This is a genomic window from Vibrio sp. 10N.261.51.C6 (assembly GCF_041471785.1).
GTDB lineage: Bacteria > Pseudomonadota > Gammaproteobacteria > Enterobacterales > Vibrionaceae > Vibrio > Vibrio crassostreae_C.
Genome location: NZ_JBFRPB010000049.1, coordinates 89,761 through 102,749 on the forward strand (window position 1 = coordinate 89,761; position 12,989 = coordinate 102,749).

Consider the following 12,989-nt stretch of genomic DNA (forward strand, 5'->3'; position numbering starts at 1 on the left):
GTTCTCACATCGAAAACTTCGCTTCTGACGGATATTAATCAGTGAAATAGAAGCGAAAGGGCGATTTAGTTACGTAATACTGCTGAAATACGTTAATATAGCGCGCTATTATTTTAGCTTTGAGTTCCTGCAATTAATGACTAACACCACTACACCAACCAACTTCTCTGATCTTGGCTTAATCTCTCCTTTGATGGCTCGTTTATCTGAGCTTGAATACCAACAGCCAACGCCTATCCAAGCGCAAGTTATTCCAAGTGTGTTAGCAGGACGCGATTTAATTGCAGGCGCAAATACCGGTTCAGGTAAAACCGCAGCATTTGCACTTCCACTGTTACAAAAGATTCATGAAGATGCCCCTCTGGACCGTCGTTCAGGCAAAGGTAACTTTGTCTCTGGCCTTATCTTGGTTCCTACTCGTGAACTTGCTAAGCAAGTGGCTGACAGCGTTAAATCTTACGCTGTGCATTTCAATGGCGCGATTAAAACGGTTTGTGTATTTGGTGGTGTATCGGTAAACACTCAGATGCAAGCGCTACGTGGCGGCACTGATATCTTGGTGGCAACACCGGGTCGTTTGCTGGATCTAATCTCAAGCAACGCTATCAAGCTAGATAAAGTAAAAACGTTAGTGCTTGATGAAGCTGACCGAATGTTAAGCCTTGGTTTTACAGAAGAACTAGACGCGATCTTGAAACTTCTACCAAGCAAAAAACAAACCTTGTTGTTCTCTGCGACTTTCCCCGAGCAAGTTAAAACGCTGACTCACGAACTACTGAATGATCCAATTGAGGTTCAACTTCAAAGTGCCAATGCGAGCACACTGGTTCAGCGTGTATTCGAAGTAGAAAAAGGTCGTAAGACCGCGTTACTCGCACACCTAATTCAACAACATGAATGGCGCCAAGCTCTGATCTTCGTTAATGCGAAGAACAGCTGTGAGCACCTAGCAGACAAGCTTTACAAGCGCGGTATCATCGCAGAAGTATTCCACGGCGATAAAGGGCAAGGTTCACGTACTCGTATCCTAGAAGATTTCAAATCTGGCGAGATTGACGTTCTGATCGCGACAGACATCGCGGCACGTGGTCTGGATATTGAGAAGCTTCCAGTAGTAATCAACTTTGATCTACCGCGTAGCCCGTCAGACTACATGCACCGTATCGGCCGAAGTGGTCGTGCAGGTGAGGTTGGTCTTGCGTTATCTCTGATCGATCACGAAGATTACCACCACTTCAAAATCATCGAGAAGAAGAACAAGATTCGTCTTGAGCGTGAGCAAATTGAAGGCTTTGAAGTGGATGAAGAAGCGACAGCTGAACTGATCGCAGCACTAAAACCTGTTGCGCCACCGGCCGGTACTGGCAAGAAGAAAAAGAAGAAGAAAGCTCCAAAAAACCAAGATGTGTGGCTGAACAACAACTGATCTTGAGTCAGCAAGCCATATAAATCAGCAAGCCATATAAATCAATAAGCTATATGAGTCAGCAAACAATAGACATTCAAAAGGTGCTTAATTGCGCCTTTTTTGTGTCTGTAGGGCTGGGATTTGAGTCGTTAATAAACGACTGTTGCAGTGTTAAACAACCCGATAAGCCGTTCGAAGGATAGCGTCCTCCATAAGAGATTCGGCGATTTAACGCTTTGCTCATAACCTGTTCGGGTTTTGAGCAATTGGGTAACCGCGTGAAGACCTCGATTAAACAATTAGTGCTGGCCACTTCATTTTTCCTGTTTACCCAACACTCTTCTAGTGCTGCTGAATTTGAGGTTAAAGGGGTTAATAAAACTCTCACCGAAAATGTAGAATTATATTTAGAACCTTTAGCCGATGTTCCTGCATCACAGCTATCGAAAACGAAGCTATCTAAACGTATTCAAGATGCACTCAACCCTTATGGTTATTATCACCCACAGCTCGATATCGACCTCAATGATTCTGATAACGTGATCATTAACATCGATTCTGGTCCTGTCATGCGCATCGCAGAATCGATAGTAAAAATAACAGGTGAAGCTAGCCTAGATGCGGAGTTCATCAATATACTCAATCAAAGCAAGTTAGGCTCAGGTTTAACTTTGTCTCACCAAGAATACGACCAAACTAAGCGTGCGATTTTCTCTTTAGCAAAGCGGAAAGGTTATTTTGACGGCAGGTTTATCGAGTCAAAGATTGAAGTTATTCCTAGCGAGAACATCGCGAATATACACTTGTATTTTGCAAGTGGTCCACGCTACAAGTTCGGTTCTATAAGTATTCCTGATGATGGGGTTGACCCTACTCGTATCGAGAAAATACCCACCTTTAAAAAAGGTGATGACTTTGACACCATCAAGTTAGGTGAACTGCAATCTGATTTGTCAGACACTCAATGGTTTCGAAGTGTCATCGTACATGGTGACTTTGACAAACTTGATGACAACCTAGAAGTTCCAATTGAAATCATTGCCGAGCCAAGTTCTCGAAATATCGTGCAGGTCGGTGGCGGCTATTCTACTGATCTCGGTTTACGCGCCTCTCTCAGTTGGTCAAAGCCTTGGTATAACCGGAGAGGCCACAGCTTTGAAACACAGACATATTTGTCTGAACAGGAGCAATCACTTCAGTTGGGGTACAAAATCCCCACAGAGAAAGTCACAACGGATTACTTTGGTATTCAGTTTGAATCGAAACGAATTGATCATCGAGACACCAATAGCTTTACAAACGATCTTAAGTTCGAACGTTACTGGCAATTAGACAGTGATTGGCAAAGCACCATTTATGTCAGATACTTGCACGAACAGTACCGTCAGGCGTCTGAGGAAGAGCAATCGCAATTGCTGTTACCTGGCATCAGTTTTTCTCAGGTTGATCGTAAAAATGATCAGTTGGAGCTCAATCATCGACACATCTATTCTGTCGAGTATTCTGACCCTAGTCTGTTCTCTGACTCAAGGCTGTTGCGGTTGGAAGGAAACAGTGTCCTTTCATGGGATATTAGTGACAGGCAGAAGCTCCATTTCCGCTCCAACGTAGGCATCAACATTGCCAAATCATTATCTGATGTGCCGTCGTCACTGCGGTATTTTGCTGGTGGCGATGGAAACCTGCGAGGTTATGGTTACGAATCTATCTCCCCTAGAGACGAGAATGGTGAACTAACGGGGGCACGTTATATGTTAACTGCTGGGCTCGAATATCAGCATCAAGTCTATCGTTCAATTTGGTTGGGCGCATTTCTTGATGTGGGTGATGCATTTGATCAACAAGCGGATTGGAAGCGTGGGACGGGCGTGAGTTTGATTTGGAACTCACAGTTAATGCCAGTTAAGCTCGATTTTGCTTACGGCTTAGATGCGCCTGAAGGCGACGAATTTCGTATTCATTTTTCCTTGGGTACTCAATTCTGATTTTTGTACGCTGTTTATGCACTCGCGAGGATGCGAACCATCTAATAGGATTCAAGTAAATCGAAAGAGCGTAAAAACCTTTGTGCTTTAACAAACACAAAGGTAAAAACAATGAAAAAGCTACGATTCGGTGTATTTGGTAATATGGGCCCTGAAGCAGATGCTCTGTTCCAAGATATCGTCGCCAAGAAAGAAATTGAACACGGCGCACTTAAAGACTAAGACCACATGGCCATGATAGTGGTGAAAAACTCAGATATCCCCGATTGATCTGAAGTGATTAACGAAGGCGGTACCGATCCTGTGCCTGAACTGATTGAGTCAGCGTGCATTTTAGAACATGCCAATGTTCAGTTTGGCGTAATGACCTGTAACACCGCTCATTACTTTAGACCTGAGGTTCAAAAGCACACCAACGTTTATATCGTCGACATGCTTCAAACCACCGTTGATCAAATCAAAGAGCAGAACTCTGAATCTGTTGTTGGTATTTTATGTACCAACGGCACATACAATTCGGGAATCTATGATCGTTACCTAACGGACGCGAATCTGGTGTTCGTTAAGCCAGATTCCTTTGAGCAAGAGCATAACGTGCATAGTGCTATCTATGGTGAAGTAACCGGTGAGATGACAGAGTGTGGACAAGCAATCCGAGAAACCAACGGGATCAAAGCGGGCGAGTTTGAGCGTAATGCCGCACTGCTTGCTGTAGCGATTCAATCCATCGTAGAGAAGGGCGTTGATACGGTTATTTGGGGATGCACGGAACTTCCTTTGGTTAGAAAGCAACTTGAAACGGCATTTCCAACAGTCACTTTTATTGATCCTATGGAAGCGGTAGCTGAGCGTGTCGTTGATATTTACCGTCTCGCTGAGCAATATGTGGAGCGTGGACATGTGGATTACAACATTAATGATGTTAATTAGATCTTCACAACGCTTGATATGGTGAACTACGTAGCCCAAAGAGCGATGACCTACCGTCTATAAGCTCAGATACGTGTATTTGAAACATGAAAAAGCCGCGAATTACGCGGCTTTTTTACATTTGGACTGGAGAAAATTAAAAATTAAGATTCGAAGCTGAACACTTAAAGCTCGAACTCGCCATTCATTTTTCGAAATAACCAATCAGGTACCTTGTTCCATGAACTGTAGTTCGGGTTCTTAGTATGGATTTGTTCCTCTGAAGCCCAGATGGTGTCACCTGATTGTTCTCGCGACACAGCCCAGAACAACTCCTCTTTCTGACGTGTTAAGTAGTGTGTCACTTGCTTCGCAAACTCTTCACTGTCAACCAACACCCCAAACTCAACGTTGAGAAAGTCTGATCTTGGATCGAAGTTAGAAGAGCCAATATAGGTGACACGCTCATCTAAAATTACTGTCTTGTTGTGGTAGTAGGTATCAACATGAAAGTAGTGATCATCATTGATCGCTTGGCTTTTGTACTCATAGATACTTACGCCTTTGTCGAGTAGAGTCTCACGGTGTTTTTCGTAATACGCAGGCACAAAGCCCGAATCATTAGAAGCCGATGAATTCGTCAGTAAGGTGACTTCGGCTTCGCTCTCTCTAAGTGCATCGACGAATACAAACTTGTTATCGCTTGGCACCATATAAGGCGTAGAAATAATAACCTTAGAAGGTGTCGGTACTTTTTGCTTCATCAAGTGTTCAATACGTTGGCGAAAGTAGGGCTTGTTGTCATTGAGTTTCTCCAGTGAGTCAAATACCGGCGTGACAGAGGCTGAAATGAACTTCGGTTGGTTTAAGCTCTTTATCTGCCTTTCGACTTCAGACGTGATCAATGCTTGATTCTTTTCACCTTTGTTCAACGCTTTGGTGAACGCTTGGTATTGCTCTTTCTCTTTGATTTTAATGCGTTCTTGAATTGGCACTACATGCTCACTGTTCCACAACGCTTGGTAGTTTCGGTCGAAAGCAGCAATCACGTCGCCTTTAAACAGCACATCCATATCAAAGAAGTTGGCACTTTCGCTGTAGCCAAAGTAGTCATCACCGATGTTGCGCCCACCGAGGATCATCGATTGGTGATCAACGTTAAAGTATTTCTCATGCAGTCGATTATCTAACTGTTTTTGATGAGTAGAGAAGTTGAGCGCACGACCAATCCAGCCAGCTTTACGTGACTCAAAAGGGTTGAACAGTCGAATCTCAATATTGGCGTGTGAGTCCAACTCCGCAAGCCATTTGTCATTGAATACCAACAAGTCATCCAGTGTGAGGCGCACGGCCACATCGCGGTCAGCGGCGTGTTTCAGCTCGTTTAACAGCATCAGACCCAGAGTGTCGTTTTCCCAAGAGAAGTAAGTCATATCAATCGAGTGTTTTGCTTGGCGAACCAGATCAATGCGGCGCGCAAAGGCTTCAGGCGCACTCGGGATCAAATAGACTTCGGCTTGATGTTCTGTGCTTTGCCAGTTAGCTTCGAAGTCAGGTTCAACATCGGGGTAAGGTTGGGCACATCCTGTGACCAAAGCAATCAACATTATTGTGCATGCTGTTTTTAGTTTGCTAAGTGTCATAACTAACCTGCGTTTAAACATAAAATTTGGATATAGAAACGGCCAGCGAGCTGGCCGTTAAAGTAGGAAGGGTGTTGAATATGTTTAGTTTAGGTACCAGTCCCAAGGCATAAGACCTTGCTCTGCTAGACCCGTTAAGCGACCTTCACGAAGCTTAGGATCAACACCTGGGTTTGTGACATAGTCCCAGTCGAAGGTAGTGCTGTTGTCGCTGAATCCTGCACCATCAATGACAAGCACATTGTCGGTAGCATCGCTGTACTGGTAGCTCTGGAACAATTCATCGCTAAACCAAAGACGCGACATTTCGTTCATAAGGGCTTTATCTTTGCTTGATGGATTTACTTCGCTTCCATCAAAACGTACAGCTTTGTTGAACATAAATGGCAGTTCTGAACCGTTACATGCACCGCTGATGCAACCAATCGTTTTGAATAGATCAATGATTGGCAGTTGGTCGTATTCGCCCGTTTCTTCATTTAGACCTGTTTTATAGTTCCACATGTTAAAGCTTGGTTTGTGCTCAAAGTGGTATAGCGTTGCTTCTACTCCGCTGTTTGCTGCCATGTGACGAGCTGGACCATTGAACAAGGTGTCATTTAGCAAGGTTTTAAATTGCTTCATGTTGTCAAGAGCGCCACCTATGTCAGCTTCTGAGTTAGGGTAGAAATCCGTTAGAGCCAGAATATCTTGGGTTTGCTGGTGGCTAGTGATCTCAACAATGTCGACCAAGCAACCTACGGTACCCGCAATATCGTTGGTATCAATGCATCCAGTCATTTCAAGTAGATCACCTTCTAGCTTGGCACCATAAAATAAGCCCGTTACTGCGCTGTACGCACTGCTTGGCAATACAAGATCTGCTGAAACTTCATCACTTGCTTGCTCAGATAGTTTTTGTTGCAGAAGAACGATGTTGTTTTCATCTTCTAACCAGTTAACCATAGCTAGAGCTAGCTTTGTTGGATCTTCGTTAGTAAGCAGTTCAGGTTCATCATTTGTTAATAACTCGATGACCGTCGGGATTAAGAACGTAGCGCTAAATAGCATGCCAAAGCTGTTCGCTTCATGTGCATTTTCACCTAGGACAGTTGGTACTGAGAAGCCTGCTTTCATTGGTGACTCTGCTGATTCGCTACAGCTACCAAGGAGACTTGTTTTTTCACACAATATGTATGGAGCAAAAGGCATCAGGTTTGACATTGGCGTCTCATCTGCGGCTGGGCTCAGAATTGGGATTTGCAAAGAACCTAACAACCAATTTTTTAGCTGTTCAATACCATCCAAAGCTGTTTCTTGCGACGCCATGATCTTGTCAAGCGAAGTGTCTGCTGTAAAACCCTTACTGCGATCTTTTGCAACTTCATAGCTTGGATACTCAAACCCATAAGGGTTGCTTTGCATGATTGCACGTTGGAAATATTGACCTGCGATATCATGATCTTGCTGTAAGAAACCAATAGACATAGCACCAGAGCCTTGACCCATAACGGTTACGTTTTGAGCGTTACCACCGAAGTCAGCGATATTGTTATGTACCCACTCTAAGGCACGCCTCTGGTCACCTAGGCCATAGTTGCCATCTTCGTTCGCGCCTTTAATCCATTGAGTACCTAACTGACCAAGACGGTAGTTAAAGCTTACATAGATGAAAGGCTTACCATCGTCGCTTCCTTGAGCAACCACGGTATCACCTTGGATGAGCGGCTCTGCACCAGAACCGTATTCGAAATCACCACCGTGAATGAATACATAAACCGGTAGTTCTGCGTCAGCATCTACGCCTACTGGGCGCCAGATATTGAGGTTAAGGCAGTTCTCATCTTGTGTTTGTGTTGTCGTTTTTAGTTGAGGACAAGCATAACCGAACTGAGTCGCATCCAAAGTACCTTCAACAAGGTTTACAACTTCACTGGGTTTAAAGCGCTGAGCCTCTGCATATTGAATCCCTTTGAAAGATTCAACAGAAGCCAGTTTGTCGTCTTCGGTATTCGAAGTTATAACCAGTTCTTCTATCGTCGCTTTAATCGTTACGTTACCGATTTGAGCATCAAACGGTTTAGCCGGTGCCGGAACTAACGGTTCGGGCTTGTCTGGGAATGGAACAGTAGGGGCACTATCAGTATCGCAACCTGCTAAGGCAGTAGTAATAGTAAGAGCGATCATTGAACGGTATGCAATAGTCATAAAATGAGTTTCCACAATAGTATTCGGCGTAGTCTGTTTCATCGCTATCTGCGTAGATAACAGAACTACAAAATTTCTTATTAAGAACAACCTGGTTTAAGGGCTAGGCTGGTAATCAAAGTTCGGTGACTAGAATCGGTAGCCAAGGTTCAATGTCACAGCCGAACGAGTTTCGCCTTTGTTGTACAACATGGTCATGTTGTAGTTTTTGCCGATCTGCTTGTTAAAACCTGTTAGGAATGCCCACTGGTCGATATCGACGCCAACGTCATAATCAAATTCGATGTCTCCGGTTTTTACAGTACCTTGCATACGTGAATCTAAACCTTGGTATTCAGCACCAACGAAGAATTGAGCGCGATAATCAACTAATTGGTAGCCCAACATTGGCTGAATCGTGACAATGCCATCACCCCAATCATCCAACCCTTTCAGGCGTGTTTGGGAGTAAGTACCCGTCACTGAGGCAAAGAATTCTTTGTAACCAACAGATAATGTGGTGCCCGCGCCGCGTAAGTCATATTCAAGATGAAGTGGTACATTCAAACGACCACTGTTACATAAGGCAGAGACACCTTCGCAAAGTGCGTTACCTAGCCCTGGCAATTTGTTATTGAGCTTGTCTTTTAAGTATTCACCTGCGGCGCCGGTATAAGAGGCGTCAATATTCGCATCAACGTTTACCTTTCCTACGTACCCGAATACATTCCAGAATGGCAGAATATTCACATCACCACGTATTGAAAGACTTTCTGCTTTAACCGTTGCAACGCTATCTTCAGGGTCGAATAGGTCATTCAAGCGCACACCGCCAATCACGTAATCTGTCATGGGTATATCCATATCTTGATTGCGATAAGCCACTGATACGCCGAATGGAAGGGGTAAATCGATACCTTGACGACGCACCATGTCACCCATTAAAGGGAATACTCGATCTAACTTAACACTCGCTTCTTGCATACGAGGATCTGAAACTTCTTTTAGACGCTCTTCATGCAGGACATTAACGCCGTTGTCGTCTTCATAAATTGCGACGGGTTCAGTTACAGCGCTCATGGTCATCGGTTTCGTTTTAGACGTACCCTCGATGTTAGTTGTCTTACGTTCAATAACGACTTTACCAGAGTCTAACGTTTGGAAATCAATCACTTGGTAATAGGTATCGACTTTTGACTTACCAAGATTAAATGGCTTGTCGTTGGTGATTACCATGCGTTTTGGTGTGCCGCCTACAAGTTCAATATCAACATTCAAGAAACGGAAATAGGCGATGTCTTGTGGTAAGCCGTATTTCGAATAGTTGAAGCTAATGGTCACGTCGCCGTTGTCTTTTTCATTGACTTTCACTGACGATGGATCGAAGCTTTCTGCATAATTTCTTAGTCGATACTCAGTGCGCGTAAACTCTTCAATTTCATCGATCAGTTTTTCGTTTTCATCCAGCTCTTGCGGGTTGTATTTGATGCGCAGGTCGATGTTGCCTTTGCTGTCTGTGTTTTTTATCAGATAGACGCTTGAGTCACGAACCTCATCGCCAATTTGTATGGTTCGATGTGCGTGTTCAACTAGGTGTTCGCCCTGTACGAGCGAACTGATTGCTAGCTTTGGTAAATCATGACTGATGCCATATTTGTCAAATAGTGCTCGACCTTTTTCCATAACCTCGCTGTAAGTATTGGTTTCTGCCGCAGACGCAAAATTGGGGGTGGTAAGTAATAGGGCGCACGCTAACACAGAAAGAGTATGGGTCTTACAGGCGCTGGTGCGTATTTCAAAAAAACTCATGACGGTTCCCACGCTGAGTAGCCTCAAACCTTCGAGACTCAAACAGTCGATGTAATACTGAACGTCGTGTTCAGTTGTTATGTATTTATCCGTTAGGATTGCTAGTGTGAATGTCGCGACTAAAAATGCATTGCGTCAATCAATGAGAGGATTTTAAGAGGAGGTGGCAGATCGCGTTAATCGCTTTTGATGGACGCTATCCTCATTTAGTAATAATTAGCGTTAATCAATTGATTTATAATGATTTTCAATAGATAAAAAACGGCCTGTGAAGTAAAAATACTTGGCAGACCGTTTTGTTGTGAGTTGTTAAGCGCATTTAGTTCTAAGCAGTTACCCTCACTCTAAATAGATCAGTAAACAACTTCGCTATCATCAGAATAATCAAAATGTTTACGAGCATCAAAAGTGGCGTTTCAATTCCATAAACAGGTGTGAGGTTGAGCGCACCAGATGTGAGAACAACTAATAAGTTAATACCCAATATTCGGTGTACCATGAGCTTAGGTGTCGCGAACACTTTCCATATCACCATAATGTTAAGGAAGTAGAATAGTCCCAGCTCCCATAGTTCTGTCATTAATGGCATCACAAAGATGTATTGCAACAGAACCACCGACCCTGTACCCAACACACCATAAAAAGCGTCCTTAATAACGCTTGGTGGCATGGTCGGCACCATAGCAGAGAATACACCGGCTAACATAGGAAATATGAAACCACCTGGAACTGGAAGATAAATCCAAACCAACAGCGATGTGATAAACATCGACACGCCTTGCAGCACTTTGCGCCCATCTTCATTCAAATGTTCAACAAACGTGCGATGTGCATGATGCCAAGACACGTCTTTATGATCACCTATGACATTGAGTTCACCCTCAACAAGAGATTGTTCTGGTGTTAATACATCGAACGTCTTCAAGTTGTGAGTAAGAACTGCCCATTGGATATCTAAGTCTGATTCGCTGTTACTTTGTTTGAGTAATGTATCTTGGATATGTGCCATTTCATCGATACGCAAGCGCCATGTTTGGATGTTCTCTTTAAGGTGGTAGCTTCCGGTCAGTGGCAGATCTAAAAGTTGATACAGCTTATCAATATTCGCGGTGTTGCTTTCAAGTGCGGCAATGTCGATGTTGTCTGTTTTTTCCATCGCATCTAACAACGCTTGTTTACTGGTTTCGAAACGTTGTACAAAGTTGAGTTCAGTATTCACAGGCCACACGATGCGATACACAATAGAGAACACAACAACACCTAATAGTGTTTCTTGAAGTCTAAGTACAGCAAAGTGAAAGGTGGTTTGGTTATCAAACCCGCCCAGACAAGCAACAATCGAACACACGGTAAATCCTATTGAAAAGATGTAGCCGTATTTCTCGTCACTAGACATGAAAATACAAGTGCCTAAGAACAAGGTAAGAAATGTTAGAAACAAAAATCGATCTTGTGAAAACATCGCAATGAGGAAAAAGGCATAACCGGTCCCTAACAAGGTTCCCATTAACCGGTTATGGCCTTTGTTTATTGAATGGGCGAAGCTCTCGTTCAATGCCATCACTGCGACGGCTATCGCAGCCCAATACGGTTTTTCCCAACCAAACCACAACGCTAGGCAGATTGCGATAACGATAGAGAGTGCGACTTTAATCGCGTCTTTAGTCGATGCAGTGAACATAAGAATCACCTAGCTATTTTTGATTATTTTGATCGAGGCAGTCATACCAACACGCAGTTGTACGTCTTCTGGTATTTTGTCTAACTTCACTTTGATAGGGATGCGTTGAGCTAGGCGTATCCATTGGAAGTTTGGATTCACGTTTGGCAATAAATCATTACCTGTGCTGCCGTCTTGCTTCGCGATACCAAAACCAATACTTTTGATATGTCCTTCTAGCTGAACATTGTTGTGCATCATTAAGGTCACATAAGCAGTGTCCTGAGCATCGACACCGACTAAATCAGTCTCTTTGAAATAACCTTCAATCCAGAAGCTATCTTCATCAATTAGCGCAACCACAGGTGAATTCGCGACAACTTGAGAGCCAACACGTAGGTTCAGATTGGTGATATAGCCGTTAGTAGGCGCATATACCTTGGTGTACTCAAGGTTGAGATGTGCTTCTTCTACGTTCGCTTTTGCCAGTTCGACATTTGCGGCGCTGGTTTCTACCGCGTTGTTCAAGTTGTTTAGTGTCAGCACGGGCACGGCACCGGGCGTTCTTTTCTCTAAATTCAACGCGCGTTGCTCTTCGTTTTTGGCTTTGGCGAGTAGGGCAAATGCTTGTTTTTGAGTCGCAAGTGCTTTTCTGTAGGTCGCCTTGTAAATACTCGGATCGATCTCAAAAAGAAGATCGCCTTTTTTTACCTTCGAGTTGTCTTCGACATGCACTTCAATGACTTGACCCGTGACTCGAGGTGTAATCGAGACGATATAAGCGCTGACTTGTCCGTCTCTGGTCCATGGGTTACTTGAGTACGACTGGTAATAGCTATAAACCACAGTTCCCGCAGCAGCCAATAATAAAAGTGTAATGAGATAACGTTTGATCACAGTAAGTGCCTCAAAAAATGGTAATAAAATGGCCGATAGCGCCAGTAAAAATCACGATCAAGCTCAGTTCTGCTATTGCAGGAAAGGCGACGTACTTATGAAGGCCAAACCGTGTCGCGATTGACCCTGTTAGCATTGTCAGTATGTAAGCCAGTGCGATAACCAATAACAGCGGTGGGAAGTAGACTTCATCCCACACAAGCTCATGCGGCATGGTATTCATGGTTCTGTTCTCTATTTGTTTGATGAATGCAACGATAACGGAGTTCGATTTATTGTGATAATCGCTTATAGAGGATCGTACCCATCACAATCCAACTTTATTCGGTGATTATGCCAACTGCCTCTTTGTTGAGAGCCGTAAGCCAGTAAAAAAACGGTAGGAGGTTGTCGTTCTTGAAGTGGAAACACTTAATTGAAATTGATTTCGAAAATCATCTATTTTTGCCGGTTTAAGATAAATATATTTAAAACAATCACTTAAGATGTAAGTTGCACTTCAAAAACTATGC

General features: G+C 43.6%; 9 protein-coding genes. 3 read left to right on the plus strand and 6 right to left on the minus strand.

All coding sequences use genetic code 11. The features are described from left to right. Positions 1–136 precede the first annotated feature (136 nt). The 3 genes from AB4375_RS13315 (at position 137) to AB4375_RS13325 (ending at position 4,323) form a co-directional block, all read left to right on the plus strand. Positions 137–1,426: a DEAD/DEAH box helicase gene (locus tag AB4375_RS13315; protein ID WP_372051772.1), complete on the plus strand. Its 1,290-nt coding sequence runs from the start codon at positions 137–139 to the stop codon at positions 1,424–1,426. A 248-nt stretch (positions 1,427–1,674) separates the two neighbouring features. Continuing rightward, positions 1,675–3,393: an autotransporter assembly complex family protein gene (locus tag AB4375_RS13320; RefSeq protein WP_029235664.1), complete on the plus strand. Its 1,719-nt coding sequence runs from the start codon at positions 1,675–1,677 to the stop codon at positions 3,391–3,393. Positions 3,394–3,669: 276 nt separating this feature from the next. Further along, on the plus strand, positions 3,670–4,323 hold the full coding sequence (locus AB4375_RS13325) for an aspartate/glutamate racemase family protein (protein WP_372051773.1): 654 nt from the start codon (positions 3,670–3,672) through the stop codon (positions 4,321–4,323). 164 nt (positions 4,324–4,487) lie between these two features. Here AB4375_RS13325 and AB4375_RS13330 read toward each other — a convergent pair whose 3' ends face one another. The 6 genes from AB4375_RS13330 to AB4375_RS13355 form a co-directional block, all read right to left on the minus strand. After that, positions 4,488–5,945 carry a phospholipase D family protein gene (locus tag AB4375_RS13330; protein WP_029235238.1) on the minus strand — a complete coding sequence of 486 codons (1,458 nt, stop codon included), beginning with the start codon at positions 5,943–5,945 and terminating at the stop codon, positions 4,488–4,490. An 84-nt stretch (positions 5,946–6,029) separates the two neighbouring features. Then, positions 6,030–8,132, minus strand: a complete 2,103-nt coding sequence (locus AB4375_RS13335) for a carboxylesterase family protein (RefSeq protein WP_372051775.1) — start codon at positions 8,130–8,132, stop codon at positions 6,030–6,032. Between the two features lie 129 nt (positions 8,133–8,261). Then, the gene (locus AB4375_RS13340) at positions 8,262–9,920 is read right to left on the minus strand and encodes a hypothetical protein (protein WP_372051776.1); all 1,659 of its coding nucleotides are present in this window, start codon (positions 9,918–9,920) and stop codon (positions 8,262–8,264) included. A 325-nt stretch (positions 9,921–10,245) separates the two neighbouring features. Then, positions 10,246–11,601, minus strand: a complete 1,356-nt coding sequence (locus AB4375_RS13345) for an FUSC family protein (RefSeq protein ID WP_372051777.1) — start codon at positions 11,599–11,601, stop codon at positions 10,246–10,248. A gap of 9 nt (positions 11,602–11,610) precedes the next feature. Beyond that, positions 11,611–12,477 (minus strand): HlyD family secretion protein, encoded by an 867-nt coding sequence (locus AB4375_RS13350; protein WP_017059803.1) that lies wholly within the window; start codon positions 12,475–12,477, stop codon positions 11,611–11,613. A gap of 10 nt (positions 12,478–12,487) precedes the next feature. After that, on the minus strand, positions 12,488–12,700 hold the full coding sequence (locus AB4375_RS13355; RefSeq protein WP_017059802.1) for a DUF1656 domain-containing protein: 213 nt from the start codon (positions 12,698–12,700) through the stop codon (positions 12,488–12,490). Positions 12,701–12,989 lie beyond the last annotated feature (289 nt).